The sequence below is a fragment of the Anaerobiospirillum succiniciproducens DSM 6400 genome, assembly GCF_000482845.1.
Taxonomy (GTDB): Bacteria; Pseudomonadota; Gammaproteobacteria; order Enterobacterales; family Succinivibrionaceae; genus Anaerobiospirillum; species Anaerobiospirillum succiniciproducens.
Genome location: NZ_KI519511.1, coordinates 40,237 through 64,920, shown reverse-complemented (window position 1 = coordinate 64,920; position 24,684 = coordinate 40,237). Strand labels below are relative to the sequence as shown.

Sequence of the window (24,684 nt, the reverse complement as noted above, 5' to 3'; positions counted from 1 at the left end):
ACACGCTTCGTCGCGCTTTTTAGTTGTCTGTAAGCACTTAATCACAAAAAAACGAACGCTATTCTTACAAAGCGCGATCAAACGATGTCATTTGTGACAACAAAACACTAAAAAGTACCCGCAAAAGATAATAGAGCGACTGCCACCCTCCCCATCCACGATAAGACACGCTATTTCAAGGCGACACCCAACTATCAGATACCAAAGTGGCTTTACCGCCACAAAAGATGCCCATCAGCGCCATAGTCCAAAGATAGAACCACCACAGGTAAAACCAATCTTTTCCCTCAAGATCAGCACTCAGGAGTAATTCAGCAGCCAATCTACACGAGAGCAACTGCAGTATTGAGTTAAAGCTACCGACGTGCAACTATCATGAGCAATGACTAACCATGCCTACAAGAACCAAATATTGCCCAAACCAATCAAAAGATAGGCAACGACGTGCGTGCTAAGCCAATAGAGCTAAGCAAACAGTGCATTGACTTAGACAGCCAGTTGACTAATGCAGGTGAGTGGCACGCAACAGCATTAGCTATACACATCTGCAGTAGCGCTACAGTGGCAAGTGAAAGGGGAATAGGCATATACGTGCTGCTATTAAGGTTCACAAGCTTGATATTGCCAAGAGATTGGAAAGCAAAGACTTTGCAAGTACTTGAAAGATACTAAGACACGTGAGCGCAGGGAGCGGGGCGCAAATGTTGAAGCAATGGGATCAAAGATAAGAGGCGCATGGCTCTTAGCAACACCCAGCGTAGGCTTGTAGCAACGGCCATAAGTTGGATTGCAGCAACAGCCGTGAGTTGGCTGTTGCGCGAGGAGTCAGCGCATTGTAGTTAGCTTGATGCGCTGAACGTAAGAATTGAAAGAGATCGGATTGCTAGTGGCAGCTATGGCTAGGCAAAGGTGATCTTGCAATCGTCAAGGGAGGCGATAGTGGCTAAGGACTCTACATGAATGCCTTGATCTCGGAGCATTTGACCGCCGTTTTGGAAGGACTTTTCAATTAAGAAGCCCATGCCCACAAGCTCGGCACCAGCCTGGGCAATTAAGTCTTGAACACCAGCTGCAGCCTTACCATTAGCAAGGAAGTCATCGATGAATAACACCTTGTCATCTTTAGTTAAGAACTCAGCTGAGCAGCAGATTTGATAAGTGGTGTTCTTAGTGAAGGAGAAGACCTCAGTAACTAAGGTGTTATCCATGGTAGATGGTTTTTTCTTCTTGGCAAAAACCACGTTCTTATGAGCAAGGTAGCCAAGTACTACAGCAGGGGCAATGCCGCTTGCTTCGATAGTGAGAATCTTATTGTAGGAGTTTGGGTCAAAACGACGCATAAACTCCTCAGACATGGCATACAAAAGCTGAGGGTCGAGTTGGTGATTGATAAAACCATCAACCTTAAGAATACCTCCAGGAAGGCTCTTTCCGTCACGGTTAATACGATCAACTAAGATAGGAAAATTGTTAGCCATTGCTCTTCCTTGCCACAAATGAAAATACGAAAGTACGTCAAATGTAGATGAGCTAGTGTTTGTATGCTCAGTGGCTCTACCAACGCGTTTAGCAGCACATCAAGACGTAAGAGAGCATAGATCTACCTATGCAGCTCGTAAATTCTGCTCATTCTACAGCTAAAGATCTGTGCTGACAATGAAAAATGACACTCATGGCCAATGCCGCTTTAAGCATGTAATTGAAGATAAAACGTAAACGGTCGCTAGCTCTTAATCTATGAGCTCACAGCCAGCACGAGGAGCTAATTGAGACTAGATGCGATTATGTCTAGGATGATTGGGTCGCTACCATACTAGTTGTGAGCATGATCCCGTATTGGCAAATTGCTTGGGTTGTTTTTGTGATGAGGTCTCCTTATTTGTTCATCTAAGCTTACTTACTTTGAGCGCATCACTATAATGATTTGAAGATCATAGTGCCCAACTTTGGGATGCTATATGACTAAAGCTTTTGTCGAATGCTTAAGTGCTCATGGTCAAACTTCAATACCATGATCTTTTAGCTTGAATGCTCGATTAAAAGGAACAGTAGCCATACTTGCAGCTAAGCTGAACTTATGAGGCTACATTTGCATCTCCTTATCTTTAGACAAAGTTAAGGTCGATGCGTTCAATGATGATAATGGAAATTTGATACGTAAGAAGAATTGGACAGCAGCGCGGCTTTAAGAGTCGCTCTTTAAGACTGTCTGTAAGGTTTTGCAGCAATGAGTGAGTTTAAAGGTCAAGATTTCGGTGATGATTCTTTGGACCTTCATCCTGAACTGTATGATGAAGTGCAATTTCAGGCAGTAGATGAACATATTGCAAAGTTCTTTGGTGAATGCTCTGGCGTATTTCATGAGCTGATTTCACCAGATATTCATTGCGATATCTATATTGTTCATGCCAAAGATCAAGATGATCGTGCCTTTTTCAATTTAATTACTCATGGTACTGGTGCGCATGTTATGAACGTACCAGACAAGTTTGCCTCAGCCGATGTCTACCGTGCCGAATTTGTCGTAAGTCTTCCTAGCAATTGGAAAGTCGACTCATCTGTAGAGATAGACTATTGGCCAATCCGCCTGCTCAAAGTACTCTCAAGATTACCAATTGAAGAAGATAGCTGGCTTGGCCCATATCATACTGTTAGCCTGCCAGATGGCTTTGCTCAAGGTACTGATTTTACTGGCGTGCTCATCGTGCCAGCCTTATCTGTCAGCGTGGGTGCTGATCGGGAAGAAGCTTCGATTTGTGAGCTGCCATATGGTGATGGTGATGTTAACTTCTATCAAGTTATTCCTCTCCATCAAGATGAATTAGACTTTGCCGTTGATCACGGCTCCATCGAGCTCCTCAAACGCTTTGGCGATCAGATGAGCTATATCATCGATCCAACACGCCCATCCATCCTCTAGTCCACTTTCAAAAACCAAATCCTCCTCCTCCTAAAGAAAAAGTGAGATGACCTCTTTTTAAGGAGGAGTGGTTGACCTTTCTTAGCAATGAACGAGCTCTTGAAACGCTCTGTACATGGGCTTAGTTACATACGCATCAAGGCTTAACTGCTCTTCAGTAAGCTTAAGATCTGCAAGCGTGAGGGTATCAACCATTTTTCTGAAATCCAAGCGCGTAAGTATTTTCTTGGTGTACGGACGCTTGGCATCCAAAAACGCAATGGTCTTCAAAAAGGCTTGTACTGGCGTGCTATTAAGCAGCAACATCGCCACATAAGCAGTGTCAAAGTGCTCAAAGCAAATAAAGTAACTAGTATCATCTGTCATGACTGGAGAGCCGTCATCTGCATACAGCACAGAAAACAGTGGGGTCTTATAGAAGCCACTAACACCAACTTTATATGGGGCGTAAGAGTAATCACCAACGCCAAACATAGAGAACTCTGGTGCATTGGCATATATTGAGCTTTTGCGCTTGTTAAAATCATCTAAGTGCTGCTGTAAATATGCCCATGTCTTTGGAACTTCAAACTCTAGATGATCAGTTGGGTCTTTTGCTTTGCGCTGCGTAACAATTACGTACTTGGTAAAAGAGTTGATGATTGGCTTTTTGAACATGCTACTCTTAATCAAAGGGTAGACAAGTTGCCGTTCAATATCTACAAGCTCACTTCTACCATTAACAAGCGAATCTCCACGCCATGTAAGCTCCATAACTTTAGAGCAATCATGCTTGACCCCTTGTCGCCATTCAAAGCAGCTCGTGCCCTCAAAATCATATGGCAAACACGATGTATCGCTGTAGAGCTGACCGTTCTTGTAACCAAAACTTGAAGTTACATGGTCAACATCATGGAAGTTGCGTATATGGCAAATATCTGGGGAGTTGTTAGTTTTTCCCAACCTTATAGTGAGTAAGCAAGCACTTGCACTGATGTTGAAAACTTTAGATGCATCAAACTCAAGCACTTCACACTCATGAAAACCGATGTTGCTTCTTTTGAGCTCAACAAAAACATTCCTTGCAACCGCTGTTTTACACAACATGGCTATGGTTGTATCGGTATCTTTGTACTCATGAATCAAGTGTGAAATGATGTACTCGCAAATATCAAAATTGCTCGAACCTGTGATTGCGTCAATGCCTCTAAGGCCCTTGATATTATTCTTTGTAGGCAGATTATCAGATGAGAGCGCAGACAAAGTGCTATTGGTCACCCACGGTGGATTACCAATAACAAGACAATGTTGGGGATTACGAAACAGGCTTCTAGTCTTACTGCCAAATATGCTCTGGTTAACAACTCGTACTCTTGGATCACTAACACTCTCTTGGCAATGAGCACAATACTCTGGATTGATCTCGATGCCGACGATCTCTTCTGCACCAAAAATAAGGCTGCTCTTGAGTAGATTGCCAACTCCACAAGTTGGCTCCAAGATAGCTGTTGGGGTAATGCCCTTCTTATCTTTGAGGTATAGACATACCTTTTGTGCAAAATCGAGGGGAGTTTGATAGTCGCCAAACTCTCTTCTATAGCTCATAGTTGCAAGCCCCATCAACACCATTGTTTAGCAAAATAGCTCTAATCGAAACTCAATTGCAACTCCATTGTAAATCATGGGGGCTATGTGGACAGCCATGCGGTGCGACATATTTTTAGTACTTAGTTTTGACAGTCATCTAAAAAACACATTCTGTCAGTTGTGATGGCCTAACAGTGGCGCTAATGTTTGTGTTAGCTTAGCTAAATGAAGATGGCTTCTTAAGCCTTGAGCGTACATAGATTGCCACGATACGGCAGGCGCTTCTAGCAGACATAGATTGAGCAAGATTTGGCAGACGCTTCTAGCCGACATAGATTGGTATGATTCGACAGATGCTGCTAGCGTGCATAAACTGATCAAGTACTGCAGTAGCTTCTGCAGACATAGATTGAGCAAGATGCTGCAGCTGCATTTGGCTTACTCAGTAGATACGATTTGGGGGTTACATGGATATTTTAGAGCAATGCCAAAAGTGGCATGAGGAAGAAAAGTTCGACAAGATCATTAAGGCGCTTGATGCCATAGATCCTAGCGAGCGTACCCCTGAAATGGATAGTGAGCTAGCAAGGGCATTAAATAATCTCGGCGTACGTACCAAGAACGGCAGCTACATGCTAAAGATAGCAATTTCGCTGTTAAAGAAGCACGAAGAACTCATGGGTGAGAGCTATCTTTGGAACTATCGTATGGGCTATGCCCATTACTTTCTTGACAAGAAGGGCCCCGCACTTAAGTATTTTATGAAGGCCAGTGAGATTGATCCTGAGGATGAAGATTGCGATGCCTTCATTTCTAATTGCATCAAGCGCTTAACCTTACCAATCTATGAGCGCAACTTTAGAACCCGTGTCCTCATGGCATGGTTAACCTTTGCTGATCAAGAAAAAGAAATCCGCAGTCTATTGGGTAAGAAAAACAAGGAGCTTAAGCAACAAGAAGCGCGTGATAGGGCCTTTAAGATTTTTAGAGACTGCATTAATTATTTTGGGTTCTCTATCGGCTTTAATGGCAGTAAGTATGAGCTTATATTTAGCCCTTTAGGCAATTCCATCACCTTGCTAGAGCTTAGCTTTTTAAAACAACATGCTCCAGAGTCTGTCTTGAAGCATTGGGACATTGTTATTGGAAGAGCAGCTACTAATGATAATTATCATATGGTGGGTGATGTTGAACTTAGCAATGAAGAGCTGCAGCTATGGCTATCTGAGGACAATGGCAAGCTTAAGATCTCAGCTTATTGCCCAAAAATTAAGGGAGTAATAGCCAATAGTTTCAAAGCTGCCTCAAAGGTAGTTGAAGCTATCATATACACAGCCATAGGCGAGATTGCTTATATGCGCTATGTCCGCGAGCTTGAGCTTTTAGATGAGCCTAAGACAGATAAGCATATTCTTCTTTGCGACCTTCAAAATGAGCTCAGCTCAATGGGCTGTGATCTAAACATTGACGCTCAGCAGTTCCTTGAGACCAATTTTGACAGATACACAAGGAAGGTCGATGAAGAGCCATCTAAGATATGGCGCGATGATATTGTGGCAGGCTCAACTTGTGTACCAGAGCTTATTGAAGGCTATTTTAACGATGATGAGAGTGCTATAGACAAGCTGCATGATGACGGTGTTGCTGCTGGATTTATTGCCTACTCATTAGACAGTTTTGATGGGGATGATCGTACTGATAAGATCTTTGCCTTCCGCGAAGCCTTTGAGGAGTATTTGACCCAGGATGGACTTGATGATGTGGTCAAAGTTGTTGGTGGTGCTACAGGCGTAGACTTTGGGTATGTCGATGTGCTGGTCTGGGATCTTGTGCCATTTTTAGATGCTGCCAAAGATTTCTTTGATGATAGCAAGATCGAGCATGCCGTTTTCCATACATTCCGCAAGAATGTAGGCACAGTGACCCTCAAGAAGGCTGAGGCGGATGACGAAGATCAAGAGCAAGTTAATCCTCAGTCTAATGATGATGGCATTTGCTACGCACAAGATCATCAAGAGGCAGATGATGCAGATAATTTTGCCGCTCAAGAACAAGATGAAGTCACGGACGCACTTGGCACTTATGATGATGCTGAAACTGGCTCTTTTGATATGACTGAGCAAGCAAATGAGCCTAGTCAAGAGCTTGTCTACGATCCTCAACATCCTCAAGCATTCTATGCGCAAATTGACGAGTTCAATGATGACGACGAGTACTTAAAGAGCATTGCAGCTCTTGAGAGTGTTGATCGCAAGTATTGGGACTTTAACCATGCTTACCTTTTAGTTAGAGCTTTGCAAAACTACGCCATTATTGGTGATCAACTGGATAAGACATCAAGATACAAGGGCGATCAAGCTTTGCTTCGCTCCCTTAAACTGCTAAAGGAATTTCAAGCTAAGGGTAAAAATGAGGCACGCTGGCATATGCGTATGGCCTATGGCTATCAGTACTTATACGGTCAAGAAGAACAAGCCATTGCTTATGCCAAAACATGGGCTGAGCTAGACCCTGAGGATGAGGATGCTAAAAGGGTAATTAATGAGTGCCAAGAACAGATCGAAAAACGCTCAGCACCACTCATTGATATTATGGATGAGTGTAGTGATCCGGATGACTCTGAGGACGGTGAAGCATCTTCAGTTAATCGCAAGGGCCAATTTGTCTGCTCAATCTTGCTTGATAAGCTTGGCTTTGACAAAGATGCATTGCTTGAGACTTTGAAGACTCAATGGGGCATTGTTGATGAGCCCGACGATAGCGTTGAAGCTGCTGCAGAGGCTGAAGTTGATGCAGAAGATGGCGCTGCAGAAGATTGCGATGGAGATGATGGCGCTGACTCTGAGGCACAGGCACTTAAGGATGATATAAAATCTGAGGCTTTAGTTATCCGACAAGGCAAGATGTTTGTAGCCATTTCATACATGCCATGCAAGGTTCCTCAAAAAGACATTATGTATGCGGCAGAAAACAATTACATGTGGCCTGATGCGCATAAAGCCGCTAAACAGCATAAGGCCCATATCTTAATTGCCGTGGTTGGTCAGGAAAGTGAGCTTATGGATCGAGCCATGGTCTTTGCCAAGGTTGCAGCGGCATGCTGTGCACTCAAATCGGTAAGTGCGGTTTTCTTCAACAATGTCATCATTCAAAAAGAGTTCTATGCTGATATGGCAAATCTCATGAAAGATGACATTTTGCCGCTGAACAATTGGATTTGGTTTGGTCTGTACAAGAACAAGCATGGCTTGTGCGCCTACACATATGGCCTTGATTTATTTGGCAAAGAGGAAATCGAGGTGCTAGACGCTGCTTGTGAGCCGGCTCAATTGCGCGATTTTATCTATGATCTTGCAAACTATGTCATCGCCTATGATGTTACCTTGCAAGATGGTGAAACCATCGGCTTTAGTGCCACGGACAAGCACGCTATTACACGCTCAGATGGTGTAGCCCTCCCAGGTCATCAAACACTCAAGGTCGAGTTTTTCAAAAACGCTAAGAGCGAGGAAGAACAAGACGAAATTGCTTTGAGCGACGAGTAAAGAAAACACGGATAGAGCGCTTAAAGCGAGTAGTAATAAACCATGCTCTGAGCACTTTGAGCGATGAGAAATAAGTCTTGCGTAGAGTGCTTGGAGCGATGATTAATGCCACATGCTTAGTACTTTTAACGACGGGAAATATGCCTTGCTTAGAGCGCATTAAGCTATGAGTAGCAAGGCGTGGTAGGGTTTTCGCGTCCTAATCAATGTTATTATCAACATTGAGTCGCAAGACGATCATCTAATCTAACTAACTTAGCAAGAAAATCGGCACTTCTGTTCCCTTCTAAAAAGACCAGGTCTATGTGTCAGTTTCTTATGAGGTGACAATGGATATCTTACAGAAGTGCCAAAAGTGGCATAAAGAAAAAAAATTTGACAAGATCATTAAGGCGCTTGATGCCATAGATCCTAGCGAGCGTACCCCTGAAATGGATTGTGAGCTTGCAAGGGCCTTAAATAATCTCGGCGTACGTACCAAGAACGGCAGCTACATGCTAGACATAGCAATTTCACTGCTAAAGAAGCACGAAGAGCTCATGGGTGAGAGCTATATTTGGAACTATAGTATGGGCTATGCCCATTACTTTCTTGATAAGAAGGGCCTTGCACGTAAGTATTTTATGAAGGCCATTGAGATTGAGCATGCGGGTAAAGATTGCTATGTATTCATTTATAATTGCATCATGAGCTTAACCTTACCGAGATATGAGCCCGACTTTAGAACCCGTGTCCTTATGGCATGGTTAACCTTTGCCGATCAAGAAAAAGAAATCCGCAGTCTATTGGCTAAGAAAAACAGGTCGCTTAAGCGCCAAAAAGCGCGTGATATGGCCATTAAGATCTTCAGAGACGTTATTCATAATTTTGGGTTCTCTATAGGCTTTAATGGCAGTAGGTATGAGCTTACATTTAGCCCTTTAGGCAATTCCATCACCTTTCTTGAGCTTAGCTACTTAAAACAACATGCGCCAAAGGCTGTCTTAAAGCATTGGGACATTGTTATTGGTAGAGCTGCTACTAATGATAATTATCATATGGTGGGTGATGTTGCGATCAGTAATGATGAGCTGCAGCTATGGCTATCTACTGGTCAAGGCAAGCTTAAGCTCTCAGCTTATTGCCCAAAACTTAAGGGAGTAATGGCTCATAGCTTAAAAGCTGCCTCAAAGATAGTTGAAGCTATCATATACACAGCTATAGGCGAGATTGCTTATATGTACTATGTCCGAGAGCTTGAGCTTTTAGATGAGCCAAAGTCAGATAAGCATCTTCTTCTTTGCGACCTTCAAAATATACTCATCTCAGTGTGCGGTGATCTAAATATCGATGATCAGCAGTACCTTGAGACCAATCTTTACAGATACACAAGCAACGTCGTTGAAGAGCCATCTAAGATATGGCGCGATGATATTGTGGCAGGCACAACTTTTGTGCCAGATCTTATGGATGGCTACTTTAACAATGATGAGAGTGCTATAGACAAGCTGCATGATGACGGTGTTGTGGCTGGATTTATTGCCTTCTCATTAGACAGTTTTGATGGGGATGATCGTACTGATCAGATCTGTGCCTTCCGTGAGGCCTTTGAGGAGTATTTGACCCAGGATGGACTTGATGATGTGGTCAAAGTTTTTGGTTCTGCTACAGGCGTAGAGTTTGGTTATGTGGATGTACTGGTCTGGGATCATTTCCCATTCTTAAATGCTGCCAAAGCTTTCTTTAAAGATAGCAAGATCGAGCATGCCGTTTTCCATACATTCCGCATGAATGTAGGCTCAGTGATCCTCAAAAAGGCAGCCAGAAATCAAGGGCAATTAAGGCACAAGAGCGATTACGATGTCATATGGTTCGCAAAAGATGATTATGTAACTGACAGTATCGATATGACTGAGCCTAGTCAAGAACTCGTCTACGACCCTCAACATCCTCAAGCATTCTATGCGCAAATTGAAGATCTAAATGATGACAACGAGTACTCAAAGAGCATTGCAGCTCTTGAGAGTGTCGATCGCAAGTACTGGAACGTTAACCATGTTTATCTTTTAGTAAACGCTTTGCAAGGCTACGCCACTGTGGGCGATAAATTGAATCAAGCACCAAAGTACAAGGGCGATCAAGCTTTGCTGCGCTCTATTAAGCTGTTAAAGGAGTTCAAAGCTCAGGGTCAAAAAGAAGCTCGGTGGCATAGCCTCATGGCCTATATCTACCATTTATTATATGGTCAACAAGAACAAGCCATTGCTTATGCCAAAACATGGGCTAAGCTAGATCCTAAGGATAAGAATGCTCAAGGGCTAATTAAAGAGTGTCTAGAAGAGATCGAAGAGCGCTCTGTACCACTCATTAAGCTTATGGATGAGGTTTATAATCTGGATGACAGTGATGACACTGATGATTATGAGGACAGTGAAGACACTGAGTGCGGTGATGACACTGATGACTCCGATGAAAGTGAAGACACTGAGTGCGGTGATGACTCTGAGGATGGTGAGGCATCTTCATTCAATCGCAAGGGCCAATTTATCTGCTCAATCATGCTTGATAAGCTCGGCTTTGACAAAGATGCATTGATTGAGAGTTTGAAAAATCAATGGGGCATTGTCGATGTGCTCGAAGGTAGCGTTCCAGCTTTTACAGAAGATGATGCAGAAGATAGCGCTGAGTCTGAGGCTTTATATATTCGACAAGGCAAGATGTTGGCATTCATTTCATACAAGCCATGCAAGCTTCCTCAGAAAAACCTTGAGTATGCGGCGCAAAACAATTTCATGTGGCCTGATGCGCATAAAGCACTTAAACAGCATAAGGCCCATTTCGAAGTTGTCGTTGTCCGCAATGGAAGTGAGCTTATTGATCGAGCCATGCTCTTTGCCAAGATTGCAGCAGCATGCTGTGCGCTCAAATCGGCAAGTGCGGTTTACTTCAACTATGTCATCATTCAAAAAGAGTTCTATGCTGATATGGCAAATATCATGAAATATGACATTTTGCCGATTAGCAATTGGATTTGGGTTGGTCTGTACAAGAGCAATAATGGCATGTGCGCCTACACATGTGGCCTTGATTTATTTGGCAAAGAGGAAATCGAGGTGCTAGACGCTGCTTGTGAGCCTAAGCAATTGCACCAATTTGTCTATTATCTTGCATACCATGTCATCGCCAATGAGATCACCTTGGAAGATGGTGGAACCATCGGCCCTAATGCCACGGACATGCACACTATTACACGCTCAAAAGGTGTTGCCAACCCAACTCAGCAAACACTCAAGGTCAAGTATTTTAAACCACCAAGAGCGAGTAAAAAACCACGGTAATAGCGCTTGAGGCGAGTAGCAATAAATCATGCTCTAAGCGCTTTTGGCGATGATAAATAAGTCTTGCTTAGAGCGCTTGGAGTGATGGGCAATAGTTCACGCTTAGAGCTCATTGAGCGTTGAGTATTAGCCCATGCTTAGCACTTTTAACGACGGGCAATATGCATTGCTTAGAGTGCAATAAGCTATGAGTAGCAAGGCGTGGTAGGGTTTTCTCGTCTTAATCAATGTTATTATCAATATTGAGTCGCAAGACAATCATCTAATCTAACTAACTTAGCAAGAAAGTCGGCACTTCTGCCCCCTTCTAAAAGGACCAGGTCTATGTGTCAGTTTCTTATGAGGTGACAATGGATATCTTACAGAAGTGCCAAAAGTGGATCCAAGAAGAACATTTTAGCAAGGTCATTAAAGCTCTTGATGGTATCGAGCCTAATGAGCGCACACCTGAAATGGATTTACAGCTGGCTCTAGCCTTAACTAATCAAGGCGCAAGAGTAAAGAATGGCAGCCACATGATACAGAGGGCTATTGAGCTTTTAGAGTCACACGAGCTGCTCTTGGGTAAGTCATTCATGTGGAACTTCATTTTGGGCAACGCATATTTCTTACTTAATGAGGAGGGACGTGCGCTTAAGTATTTTGAGTGTGCTAGTGAGGAAGATCCTGATGAATTCAGTAGTAAGTCAAATATTGCACTATGTATCAAGCGCTTAACTATGCCTGTTTATGAGCGCAGCTATAGAGCACGCGTCCTCATGGCGTGCCTATCATTTGCTGATCAAGAAAGAGAAATACGCAGGCTTTTGGATAATCTGGACAAAGAAGGTTATGCTCACCGTGTATTGCAGAAGCTTTCAGCTATCTTTCTGCCAGTCCTGCCCACTAAACGCATAGCCGCTATCCCTCACATATTGCATTACGAGCTTGTTTTTAGCCCTGATGGTGGCGATTATGCCCTGCATCAGTTGTTATTCTTAAAGCAACAGTTCAAGAAAATTGTCAAAAGGCACTGGAACATAACTCTTGGAACAAAAGCTAGCAGGGATATCTCTTATAAGAGAGATGGTATTGAACTCATTGGCGGCGATGTAAAACTGTGGGTAACTAAAGAAGATGACACGCTGTTCAATGTTTCAGCTTATTGCCCAAAACTATTGCAGACTCGCTCAGAAAATTATGCGCTTGCATCATGGTATCTTGACAATTTTATAGACATCGCGATTGGCGAGATTGCTAATATGCGCCATATCTACGATTTAGATATCTTAGATAAGCCTAAGTCAGGTAAGTTCATTTATCTTTACGAGCTTGAAAGTACGCTCAGATCAAAGGGCTGTGATCTAGATATCAGCGCCGAGCAATATCTTGCGTCAACCTTTAAACTTTATAATGGTAAGCCCGATAACAATCCATACAAGATTTGGCGAGAAGATATTTGTGCAGGTACAACTAGTGCACCTGAGCTTCTTGATCGCTATGAGACTGGTGATGAACGACTTCTGGACGAACTGCATAAACAAGGTATTTGTGCAGGGTTTATCGCCTTTTCTTTATACAACTTTATAGGCTCTGATCGTGCTGAGAAGATTCTTGCTTTTAGCGATAAGTTTAAGGAATATTTGACTAAGGATGGGCTTGGCGATGTGGTTAAAGTTGTAGGCACTGCTGTAGGCCTAGGCTATGGTTATGTGGATGTAATGATCTGGGATCTGCGTCCATTTTTAGATGCGGTATATGACTTTTTCAATGAAAGCGACATCGAACATGTTATTTTCCACTCATTCCGTTACAAAGTAGGCACAGTAACCATTAAACAAACTCAAGATGATGGCCAAACACATAATTTTGGCATCAATTACGTTAGAAGCTATCAAGTACAAGATACTGCAGATAAGCACGCTAAGAGTAAGCGTGGCAAGCGTAACACTAAGCTTATTGCCTATGATCTTACACAACCTCAAGCATTTTATGAGCAAATTGAAAAGCTCAATACTCAAAATGAGTACCTCAAGTGCATTACGGCTCTTGAGAGCGTAGATCGTCAGTACTGGGATTACAACCATGCTTATCTTTTAGTCAGAGCGTTGCAAAACTACGCCATTAAGGGTGATAGATTACAACAAACTCCAATACACAAAGCAGATGAAGCTTTGCTGCGCTCCATTATGTTGTTAAAAGAGTTCAAGGCAAAGGGCAAAAATGATGTGCGCAGATTTAAGTATTTGGCTTTGGGCTATAAGTCCTTATATGACCAAGAAGAAAGAGCCATTACTCATGCCAAAAAATGGGCGTCGCTTGACCCTGATGATGAGTCTGCTTTAAAGCTAATTGATGAGTGCAAAGCTACAATCGCTGAACGCTCAACTCCGCTCATTTATAAGCCAAATTATGCTGAGTCAAAAGAAGATGAAGATGAAGGTACAGATAGTAAAGGTTTGTTCTTCTGCTGTATCTTGCTAGATAAGATCGGTTTTTACAAAGCAGCATTAATTAAGAACTTAGAAACTCAGTGGGGCATTGTCTGTAATGCGGAGGAAGGCGATAACAGCAATCATTGGGTGATAAAAGATAAATCGTCCGAGGCGCTAATTGTTAAACAGGGTAAACTGTTTGCAATCGTTGGATACAATCCTCGCAGGCTAAGTGAGAATCTCGAGATGGCCGCATATGATAATTACATGTGGGAAGGCGCTCAAGCAGCACCTCAAAATTATAAGGCCAATATCACGATCACGATTATGGGTCGAAAGGGTGATCTTATGCAACGTGCCAAGCTCTTTGCCAAGGTAACAGCTGCATGTTGCTCACTAAAATCAGCATCTGCCGTTTACATCAACGATGTACTTGTGCAAAAAGATTTCTATATCAACGCAGCTTCTCTCATCAAAGAAAATGAGTTGCCGCTTGATTGTTGGATTTGGTTTGGCATTCACAAAACTAAAAAAGGCTATAGTGCATACACATATGGACTTGAGGCATTTGGTAAAGACGAGCTAGAGGTGCTTGACGCTGATTGCGATCCTAATCAATTGCGTAATTTCCTTTATGATGTTGCAGAAAATATTATTAAGAACGATTTGACATTTAAGGATGGGGACATCATAGGCTTTAGCGCAGAAGATGAACACGCCATTACACGATCTGAGGGGGTAGCGCTCCGTGGACTGCAAACACTCAAGATCGAGTATTAAGAAAACTAAAAGCTTCACAGAGCAAGACTAAAGCGCTTTGACATGGAGTTACAAGTCACATCTTGCTCTCATTACCATCATCAACCCCACGGACAAGTCCGTGGGAATTTAGCTATAGCTCGTACCTTGCTAAGGCATGCTGTACAAGCTTGACGGTGTGCTGTCGTTATTTGCTTTGGCAGTGCGCTTTTCGTGTTGTGAAAATAGGAGTTTTTTATGGTCGATACAAAAGCTCTTGAGCAGGACATCCCTGAACTTGCTCAAGTTATGATGGACTATTTAGGCTGTGAGTGTACCTTCTTTGCGCCTAGCACTGATGATGCGCCGATCTTACAGGCCTTAAAAGAGGCAAAGGCTCAAGCACAACAAGGTGGCTATGTGCCTATGTTAATTGCCGTCGACGAGATTCTTTTTGATTGTCTGATCATGAACAGCGATGAAGACAATGAAGATATGTACGAGTTTGACAAAGATTCGGTTGCCTCTTACCGCAAGCAGCATTTGTCACTCAGTCTTGGCAATGGCAAAGACACTCTCAATAAGATGCTCGATGTTTCAATGTCATATGCTAAGGAAGATGACATTGATTGGGACACAGAGATTGTGGGCACTATGGAGGGTGGCGACGAGGGCGAAGATGGTGATGGCTTTAGTGGCTATTGGGACTACAACGACAAATGCACATTACCTCTAATCTTAGCCAAGATCCCAGTTAAGCATCCTTGGGAGGTATTTGCCTATGTGCCTTTTGGCAATTGGAATGAGTGTCCTGACACTCAGGTTCTGATGGAAGTTAGCAAGTATTGGTTTGAAAAGTACGGTGCCATACCTGCAGTACTAACCCATGATGTACTTGAGTTTGATCTCCCTGAGGCCATTGCAAAAAATGTAGCCATGGAAGTTGCTCTTGAACAATATGTATTTTGTGAAGACATTGTTTCTCAAGGCACTGAAACAGTGGGCGCTCTTGCAGACACTTTGTGGCGTTCTAAGCATTGGTATTTCTGGTGGGATTAGTCATGGTGCATGCATGCAATTTTGCTTGCCTGATTGCATGCCGGTTAGACTGATGAGTCTCATGCATATGAGCCAAGCTAAAGTCTTGTATGTATTGATGAAGTTATCTTGCTAATGTGCTTTACTTTGATGATGGGACAAAAGGGCACCTTGCTTTGGTGCCTTAAATAGCCCCATCATCTTAAGAGCATATGATGGATTGATGCTTATGACGATAGAAAAGCTAATTAGTGAGTACAGTGACTTCATCTTTGCCTTGTTTGGCGTTCTCTTGGTAGTCGGCTCCATACGCAATTGGGATTGGTTGTGTGATCCTACAGGTAAACCTCATGCACCCTTGATGACACGAGGTTTGCTGCGTTTCATTTTCTTTTGCCTAGGCATCATCCTCATCATATGCGAGCTATATTTCGTGATTAATAGATTTGTCTAACTTGCAAAGTGCTCTGAGGCTGCGAGCGAGCCAAGCAATCGAGCCAAACAAGCTAGCCTGCGCTCTAAGCTCTAAGCACAGAGCTATAAGCTCATGCACTTGCCATTGCCCTTTGCTTAGGACTTTGGCAAAGCAAAGGGCAATTGCTGCTATTAAGATAATTATGGCAAGAGGCGTTTATGAATGGCGTCATCATCATAGTTGGCATCTTGGTGGTCTTAACCTTGCTCAAGCAATTATTCGATCACGACTATGTTGCTTTGGGTTTATCCATAGTTGCGTTGCTCATCGTACTGTTTGGCACGCATCACTTTCGTTAACTTGAGTTATTGAGGTGTTCTCATGGTGCAAGATAAGTCTAAGAAGACAGATAGCAAAGCTCAAGATGACAAGTACAACTATCACCTGATTCACGAGAAAGATACGGATAAGCGTATTTTAGCTGAGGCCGATGCTTGTATTGCTGATATTCTCAGCTCCAAGGCAAGTGCAAGATGCACTGACTTTCCAACGTTAGTGTGCAACCACTCAGGTGAGCGCTTCTTGCCATTTCAGATAGTTGAGCGCTATTTGAACAATAGATTTGAGCTTACGAGTGATTATGATGAGGCCTATATCTTCTTTGAATCCTTGCGCCGTCTAGTTGGATGGCGAGAAATTGAGCATGAACTAGATAAGTTCATTAAAAGCAATGTGTTTGAGCGCTACTTTGATATTCAAAGAGGTGCGAGAGGCTACTTCAGCAGCAATTCTCTGTGTACGCTTAAGAGCGATGTGACTCTTGATGAGGATGATGAGCACAGACTAAAGCTTGCTTGCTATAGTGCTGTCTGCCATAGCAGCTATGGTGCTAGCTATGAGAGCGTTACTACGCAACTTTATTTTTCCTTAGTAAGTCAGCTTAGGCCAGATATGGTCAAAGCATTAAAGCAAGATGGCACTGGCAAATTGCCAAAGGACATTCGTTCCTTCAAGACTGAGCTAATGAGTGCTAAGGCTAATGATGCTTTTGCCACGATTCGTATTCAGGCAAAGGAAGATAGTGCTCAGTGCTATGAGCAGGTGCTAGATTATCTGTGCCAAGTCTTAGAACAAGAGGACTTTCCAGATAGTTATGCACTTGAGTTTAGAGGACCAAACAAAAGCTATCTGCCTATACCAGGGCTGCCTAAAAAGGGTATTAATCAGCTTTTTGCCTGCGCTGTAGCCTTTGAGTCCTTGCATCCTAAAATAGAGCGCTATGCCAATTTGGCAATGAAAGAAGATGAGTTCTACAACAACCTTTCAGATGAACAATGCGCCATGCCGGGATCCTTTGCTATCTTTGCATTGGGACTTGCCGATTTCAAATACACTCCATTAGTTCGCAAGTATCTTAAGCTTTGCGACGATGAGCACTCATCGCTGCAAGCTAAGTTCATCATTGCCTACATGCGTAAGTATGGTTTTACCAAACAAACCATGGGCGTATTTATTGATGGTGTCATGTCGATGCAAAACTTTGAGGGGGCCAAGGACTTTAGTAAGCTTATAGCCAACGAGGAAAGCTTAACAGCCCTTATCGACCTCAAGGATCACCTTGGCGATTATCTTGATGCAAAGGATGCTAAAGACGAGAGTTTTGTCCAATATGTTCAAGATGAACTGATGTATGCTCTCTTTGGCAAGCAAAAGAACAATACCAAGAAACTTATTGAAAGCGCACCTGAGCCGCTGCGTAAACTTTACGAGCGCCTCTTACAAAGCTCATAACTGCCGCCCAAAAACAATGGCACTAGTCACCCACAAAACGCATTCATTCACAAGCACAAGCATAAGCATAAGCACAAGCATAAGCCTCACTCTTGCACTGAGGCAAATACTATAGGCATTGCTGCACTGCACAAGAGACGGGCTACTAGCATTTAGCTAAGAGCAATTAACAGCATCTCAACGTTTTTTCAGGGGATAAGCATATGTTCAAACTTGGATATATCGGTACTTTTGAGAGTGTGCCTAAGCTTGCTGCAGCCATATGTAATCATGATATGGAAGCTCTCAAAGAGCTTTTGACTGATGGCGATTGCGTCAATCGTGCCATTGAGATTAGTGAGTACTCACGCTTGTATCCTTTAGAGATCGCCGTGCTACGCGGTGATGTTGATATGACACATTATCTGCTTGAGCATGGTGCTAATCCTGATTTGTATGCTGAGCAAGCATTGCTGTTGTTAGCCATACGCAGCGGGTCTGATGAGTTAATTGAGCTTTTTGCCCCTCATGCAGCTAAGCTAAGTGGCGAGCAAAAAGAGCGTGCTTTTCAAGAAGTGCGTTGGTCCAAAAATTACCATGTGATCGAGATGCTTGAGAAAGCATCCATTAGTGTAGCTAAGTTTGCAGGACAAACACTGCGGGCTGCAGCATCTGATGGGGATATGCAATTAGTCAAACTCTTATGTGAAAAGGGTGTGGACGTTAACTACCATAAATCAGACATGGTCTTTCCTTATGCATCTACGGCGGTTACTGAGGCTGCGCGAGCCAATCATTTTGATCTGGTGCGCTATTTAGTTGAGCGTGGGGCCGACATCAAAATCAGTGATAAGTATGGGGATAGGCCATACTCGCTTGCTCAACTCAACGGCAATGATGAGATGGCAGATTTTCTTAAATCTTTAGAGCCAGAAGATTGGCATAACGAGCAACAAAAGCTCTTATCGTTACGGCCATTCAAGCTGCCAGTTAAGATGCTCAATTATCTAAAGAGCGGCCCGCACCGATTAGAGTTTCCTGAGGGCCAATATGTAAGATGGGTGCAGTTATATACGCTTATAGATGTACAAGTTATTACGTATAAGCGCAAAAAGCTGCTCTCCTTGCTTCAGTCAATGGATAACTATAGCGACTGCTTATTACTTTGGAGCGCCAAAGACAAAAAGCTGTGGTATTTAGATTACGAGCACGACGAGTTTCATCCCCTGTGCAAATGGGATGAGTTCATTGCCAATCCTGCTTTCTATATCAATGGCATGATTAGTGGTGAGTTTGATAAGTAGGCTCACGACAGTCAAAGAAACCTTTAAGTTAAAGATGACATCAAGTTACGAAGGACTCACGAACTTTTGAAGTTCAAAAGACCTTATCGGCTCATTAAGCCATGCCGTGAAAAAGCCGAATCATCCAAGTAAACATTGCTAAAGACCCAAGCACTCTAAGTATATTGATAAAGCTTAATGTGGCCTAATGAGACCTAGTTTGGCCTGCATAAGCCACGAAAACTTGAGTGAGGTAATGAGGCCTAATCAGCCCAGGAAATTGAGTGGGCTAATGAGGCCTAATCAGCCCAGAAAATTGAGATGTCTAATGATGCTGCATCAGTCCTGAATAATTGAGGTAGCTAATGAGGCCTCAATCAGCAAAGAAACAATTGAGAGGGCCTGAGAGGGCTGAATAGGCTCGGTAGAGACTGACAAAGACTTGGGGCGTCTGAATAAACATGAGAAAGCTAGATGTAGTTAAGTGGCCTGCTTAGGTGGCCAAGCTTTTTCATGAATGATGGTTGGCGTATTTTGATTTACATCAAAAGATTAATGCGCTAAACAATCAAGGTGAACGTATGGTGCTACTCTAACTAAGCTAGTCATATGGACTGGGTTTTAGCAAGGCATGGACTATGGCGCTTGGCTGTAGTTTAGTTATGAGGTGCACTATGGATGTCAAAGCAAAGCTGCTTGAGTTATGTAAGCAAGCCATTGGTTTGAACATTGGCAATGAAGAAGAATACAAATTAGGCGGCAGACGTTTTGGCGGTGTACCTGATGTGCCTGAAGATTTTGTCTGGCCAACCTTTACCACTGGTGACAAATACTATGAAACGAAGGAGCGCTATCTGTCCTTCTTAGCTCAGATTAACTGCAGTGAATTAGTCGAGTTTGACAAAGAACATCTTCTGCCAGATCACGGCATACTTTCGTTTTTCTATGAGCTTGATACTCAGCGTTGGGGCTTTGATCCAGAGCATAAAGGTTGTGCGCGTGTCTATTATTTTGAGGACGTCTCCAAGCTTAGAGCAGCAACCTTTCCAAGCGATATGGACGAAGATTTCATTATGCCTTGCCTCAAGATTGAGCTAAAGAAGAAAGATAGCTACCCGCAATGGGAAGACATCAGTGAAGTTTGCCCTGAAATTCGTGATGAGGACGACGATAAAGTCGAAAAAATCTACGAAGAAATGGGGGCATACAATGATGATGAGAATCACTCACAATTGCTTGGCTGGCCAAATACTATACAAGGCAGCATGTTCTCAGAGTGCGATCTCGTCTCTCAAGGCTACAAATTAGGCGATGGCTACAAGGATGTCCCCAAGAGTATTCGTAACGAGGCAGAAAAATCATCCACCGACCGCTGGATGCTCTTATTTCAGCTCGATACAGTAGAGACTAATGATTTTGAGCTGATGTGGGGCGATTGCGGCCATATCTACTTCTTCATTCAAAAAGATGACTTAGTCGCACGGCGCTTTGACAAGGTGTGGCTGGTGCTGCAGTGCTATTAGCTATTGATTGGCTAACTAAGCACACTATCAAGTAGCTGCTGCATAAATTGTCATTCTGCGCTTTGCTAATTCATGAGTACGTGCAATAGCGCAATTACTTGTTTGCATGTCATACAGCTACTCATGCAAAGAGTGTATTGTCTCTGAGCTTTGAGCCAAGTGAGGTTCATGCTACAGGATGAGTAGGTAAGTGTTATCTACCCTCATTTCAGAGCTTAGCTAGGCTCTAGCTTAAGCCTAGCTGCAGCCTTGAAAAAACCAACAAAACCAAAAAAACAACAAAACTAGTAGAGCAAGCAAGAGTGGGCCCCTTGGCACGCCATCAAGGTACTGATGTTTAGCCAAGTTGTGCCATGTCTTTTCTTGAATGAGCCTCGAAGATTTTGTTGGCAATATTAGGAGTTGTCATGAAGACTTTTGATCCAAACTATCAGCTGCTTGCTGATATGTACCGTGATGATTACTTTCCACCATTCTTAGTCGATAAGATTAAGGTCGAGCTTAACAAGTTAATCTCACTTCTAGAAACAGGTGAGCAGGATGTTGAGGTAATTCAGGACAAGCTCGATGAGATCGTCATTGCCATCAACAACTTGCAAGAAGAGTTTGACGAAAACGAGAGCGAGATTGAGACTGTTGCTAGAGACTCAATCGGCGTAACAGTTGAGTATATCCTCAAGTGGTTTGGCATCGATATCGAAATTGAAGAGGCTCTCAGAGAGCGCGATTGGTAGCGTAAACTAGAGTTAATCACAGCTAAAGACCTAAGCTCAATAGCCCATCAAGCTTGCGCTAATGCTTGCGTCCATACCGGGGCCTCTGGGCACGTTTTTGTCAATGCTTGAGCATGCTAGGCTTCCTTGAGCATGCTAGATATGCTTGATGGCCAGTACATGCTTGTGTATATGCTTGAGAGTGCTGGAGGTGCTTGAGCGAACCGTCCATGCTCGATTATGAGCTGTGGGCTTAGAGCAATTAACAGCTAAGCTTTGGATAAGATGCTTGATTGACAGCATAGGCTTACATATAACTTTGAAGGAGGATGACGCTTCTTGCATTATCGAAGATAAGTTTATGAAGCGTCAAATGATTGCTATGGATACTAGGACAAACTTAACTCAAGAGTGGCTCGATAAGTATGAGTCCATTAAAGATAAGCTGCAGTGCAAAGTCGACCTTGATGAGTACTTTACTAAGAGCAAAGTTGCCAATATGGATGTGGCGATTTTAGATCTTGGACAGGCACACTTTCCTACAGGTCAAATTATTGCCTGCGATCCATTCGTTGAGCTAGAAGATTGCGAGCCATTCATACAGACCATTGCACCTGGTACATATAGCGTGCAGCTTTGTGTCGTGCCACATCAAAAGTATGGTAATCGCTATACCTGCGCAAAGCTCAAGATCTCTGATGCTAAGGCAGTGCGCTACGAAATGGCGATGACGGGCAAAGAGAATCTAAATGAAGAAATAGGCGAGGATGAGTACTTTGGTTTTGGCGTTGATGCAGGTATGGGATGCTTTGCCGACGTCGCTGCTCAAAAGGCTTTCAAGAAAGTTTGGGAGAGCATGCTTGAAGAGGATCCAGATATTGATCCATACAATGATCTCTTTGACGATTTGCTTTGTGAAAACGCCAAGCTCCATCCTGACTATCAGCTAAGTCATGGCGAGTGGCTTAATTACACTGTCCCAAATAGCGAGACCTCCATTGTTATGTTCACATCTGGCTGGGGCGATGGCTATTATCCTGTCTATTTTGCCTATGATGCTCAAGGCAATGTCTGCGCAGTCTACATTCTGTTCATCGACATTGCCAACGAATACAATGACTAAATGTCATACTAGCCATGCGTATAGCTAAGCAGGCTAGTCCTTATTTGCTGACTTTACGCGCTTAGCTTTCTTGGCTTTGCTTGTCGCTTTGCGGTACATGGATCTTAGTGTGCCGCGCTTCGTGAGTTTGCTTGACAGATAGGTTACTTCATAGCTTCCATCACCTTTCACAGCACCAATGGCTCCAACTTGCCTGAGATCATTGCTAAATACAATGCAGTAGCGCACAGGATCAGGGTTCTTATAACTAATGCCATAGCGCTTGTCTACAATTTGTTTAGCACCTGCTGCGAGCTTTTTGAGAACGTTTTCACCTTGGCGAGCAACCTTAAATTCAATGACAGTATCAGAAAGTAATGACTCTTCAGAAGACTTGTACAAGACTAAATCAGCTCGGCCTTGGACATAATGAACCTCACGTCCTACTGCCATTGGTGTACGATCTAGTGCAAGAAAAATGATGAAAGTTAGAACATTTTCGTAGTTATTATGTGCAAACAATTGTTCTGGTGCAGTATTGAGCATGTCATCAAGAAAGTTAGCTAGGGTTTCACCACCTGCATGGAAGATAGCTAAGATCTCATTAGCTGGCATATTAAGGCGGGAAAACTTCTCTGACAAGCTAAATGGATCTGAGTCAATAAATATGCTCTTATCATTCAAAATTGATTTTAGGGTTGCTGCAACCTCGTGATTGGCAAGACCTAGCTTTGCCATATCGCCATCGATTGCTTTTATAGCTAAATATCCAGATTGGAATAAGATCGGGATGGCGTTGTATGTATTTAGAGCATTAATATTGTCGAGTTTGACAGTTAGGCTATCTGTTGGTACTTCCAACAGACGATGGGGCTGCTGATTATTGTCGTCAACATCAATACTAAGGGTTAACGCAGGAACCCAAGCCTTGATGTAATCAATAACACTAGGATCAAGGCTCTTATCTGTTTCAGGAACGTCAGCAAAGAGTTTTTTGAGCAAATCGTTGACTAAAACTTCTGAACATAGCTTGAGGAGCTTGAAAAGGAAGGTTGAATTGGCCCCTGTTTTACTCCAATAGTTGATAAATCCCTTTTCAGGCTTAGTCAAAAACAATGAAACACTAACTGGGTTAAAGATCTTATTGCTGCTAATCGCCTTTGCTGGAGAGGTGCAAAAAAGGTAGCCATCATAAAAATAGCTAAGTTTAGCCATTAGCTCATCATAGCTAAGGTTAAGAGCAGTTTGTGCTTTTACAAGCTCAGGAGCAAAGGAGCGCTCAATCTCCTGTTGAGTGTATCCACAGCAAGTAGCGTAATCGTCATCAAGTGAGATGTTAATAAACTGATTGGCACCAGAGAAAATTGAAGTCTGAGCGTATGAGCTGACGCCGGTAAGAAAGACAAAACGAAAGTTTGTAATATTCTTGATTGTTGAAAATAGAGCCTTGTATTCTTCCTTTATTTCATTAAATACAGCACTATTGTCTAAATTTTCTGCCAGAGGAGCATCGTACTCGTCAATGAGCAATACAACATTATCTGTGCACAATGGGCGCTCTACGTCTTGAAGCTCTGGGTGCTGTGCTAAAAAGCCCTCATCTGATAATTTTTTCACACTAAACTCAATAAGCTGCTTAAAGGCTAGATGTGAATCCAAATCTCGATTGAGCTCTATGCCAAAATAAGAGGTATAGTTACTAAAAAGTTGAAACAATTTATCTTTAAATTCACCATACGAGCAACACTTAATCTCATTGAACGCAAAACGAAAGACAAAGTAGCGCTCTTTATCTGGCCAATGATCATGGCAGTAGAGACCTTCTGTACCTACAGTGCCTTTTGAGAACAGATACTCCAAGGTTAAGACCATGGTGCTCTTGCCCATACGACGAGGTCTGGTTAGCAAGTATGCGCCCTCTGTATTGGCTAGTTCACAGGCAAACTTAGTCTTATCGACATAAACATAACTACCTTTAATCAGTTTTTCAAAAGAGGTTAAAAAACCGTTAGTAATGAGTCTGCGTCCCATAGGCACCCCTGCTTAAAAGACCACCATGACAGAAATCGTCTCTTAATATTATAACGCTTAAGTTCATAATAGGCGCAGCAAAGCGATGCACAGCTGCAGATCTTCAAGTAGATGCAGCCAGTATGAGCTTCAATGGCTCTAGTCCTTATCTGATGACTATTCGCGCTTAGCTTGCTTGGTTTTGTTAGTTTTAAGCGTAGGCTAGATTGTGCTTGTAGCTTTGCGGTACATGGCTCTTAGTGTGCCGCGCTTCGTGAGTTTGCTTGACAGATAGGTTACTTCATAGCTTCCATCACCTTTCACAGCACC

The 24,684-nt window shown here is 42.9% G+C and carries 14 protein-coding genes; 11 read left to right on the top strand and 3 right to left on the bottom strand.

Translation table 11 applies throughout. The features are described from left to right. Positions 1-899: 899 nt before the first annotated feature. Positions 900-1,478 carry a xanthine phosphoribosyltransferase gene (gene xpt, locus H524_RS0112210; protein WP_027940385.1) on the bottom strand — a complete coding sequence of 193 codons (579 nt, stop codon included), beginning with the start codon at positions 1,476-1,478 and terminating at the stop codon, positions 900-902. Positions 1,479-2,227: 749 nt separating this feature from the next. Here xpt and H524_RS0112205 point away from each other — a divergent pair. Continuing rightward, complete coding sequence (locus H524_RS0112205; RefSeq protein WP_027940384.1) at positions 2,228-2,920, top strand: suppressor of fused domain protein; 693 nt, start codon at positions 2,228-2,230, stop codon at positions 2,918-2,920. A gap of 81 nt (positions 2,921-3,001) precedes the next feature. Here H524_RS0112205 and H524_RS0112200 read toward each other — a convergent pair whose 3' ends face one another. Then, positions 3,002-4,504, bottom strand: a complete 1,503-nt coding sequence (locus H524_RS0112200; RefSeq protein ID WP_027940383.1) for a class I SAM-dependent methyltransferase — start codon at positions 4,502-4,504, stop codon at positions 3,002-3,004. A gap of 449 nt (positions 4,505-4,953) precedes the next feature. Here H524_RS0112200 and H524_RS0112190 point away from each other — a divergent pair, with 449 nt between their 5' ends. The 10 genes from H524_RS0112190 to H524_RS0112145 all read left to right on the top strand — a co-directional run bounded on the left by H524_RS0112190 (position 4,954) and on the right by H524_RS0112145 (position 22,365). Further along, positions 4,954-8,031, top strand: a complete 3,078-nt coding sequence (locus H524_RS0112190; RefSeq protein WP_027940382.1) for a DUF4261 domain-containing protein — start codon at positions 4,954-4,956, stop codon at positions 8,029-8,031. 329 nt (positions 8,032-8,360) lie between these two features. Continuing rightward, complete coding sequence (locus tag H524_RS0112185) at positions 8,361-11,348, top strand: DUF4261 domain-containing protein (protein WP_027940381.1); 2,988 nt, start codon at positions 8,361-8,363, stop codon at positions 11,346-11,348. 350 nt (positions 11,349-11,698) lie between these two features. Further along, positions 11,699-14,542, top strand: coding sequence for a DUF4261 domain-containing protein (locus H524_RS0112180; protein ID WP_027940380.1), 2,844 nt, complete (start codon positions 11,699-11,701; stop codon positions 14,540-14,542). A gap of 216 nt (positions 14,543-14,758) precedes the next feature. Beyond that, positions 14,759-15,559, top strand: coding sequence for a DUF4253 domain-containing protein (locus tag H524_RS15880; protein ID WP_052339096.1), 801 nt, complete (start codon positions 14,759-14,761; stop codon positions 15,557-15,559). A 202-nt stretch (positions 15,560-15,761) separates the two neighbouring features. Further along, complete coding sequence (locus H524_RS18025) at positions 15,762-15,992, top strand: Imm17 family immunity protein (RefSeq protein ID WP_052339095.1); 231 nt, start codon at positions 15,762-15,764, stop codon at positions 15,990-15,992. A 342-nt stretch (positions 15,993-16,334) separates the two neighbouring features. Continuing rightward, positions 16,335-17,744, top strand: coding sequence for a DUF6138 family protein (locus H524_RS0112165; protein WP_044122436.1), 1,410 nt, complete (start codon positions 16,335-16,337; stop codon positions 17,742-17,744). Positions 17,745-17,947: 203 nt separating this feature from the next. Continuing rightward, positions 17,948-19,027 carry an ankyrin repeat domain-containing protein gene (locus tag H524_RS0112160; protein WP_027940377.1) on the top strand — a complete coding sequence of 360 codons (1,080 nt, stop codon included), beginning with the start codon at positions 17,948-17,950 and terminating at the stop codon, positions 19,025-19,027. Between the two features lie 653 nt (positions 19,028-19,680). Next, positions 19,681-20,529, top strand: coding sequence for a YwqG family protein (locus tag H524_RS0112155; RefSeq protein WP_027940376.1), 849 nt, complete (start codon positions 19,681-19,683; stop codon positions 20,527-20,529). 407 nt (positions 20,530-20,936) lie between these two features. After that, positions 20,937-21,263: a DUF5713 family protein gene (locus H524_RS0112150; protein WP_027940375.1), complete on the top strand. Its 327-nt coding sequence runs from the start codon at positions 20,937-20,939 to the stop codon at positions 21,261-21,263. 340 nt (positions 21,264-21,603) lie between these two features. Beyond that, a complete protein-coding gene (locus H524_RS0112145) occupies positions 21,604-22,365 on the top strand; it encodes a DUF4241 domain-containing protein (RefSeq protein WP_084281789.1) in 762 nt (253 codons plus the stop codon). Between the two features lie 33 nt (positions 22,366-22,398). Here H524_RS0112145 and H524_RS0112140 read toward each other — a convergent pair whose 3' ends face one another. After that, on the bottom strand, positions 22,399-24,375 hold the full coding sequence (locus tag H524_RS0112140) for an AAA family ATPase (protein WP_027940373.1): 1,977 nt from the start codon (positions 24,373-24,375) through the stop codon (positions 22,399-22,401). Between the last annotated feature and the right edge of the window lie 309 nt (positions 24,376-24,684).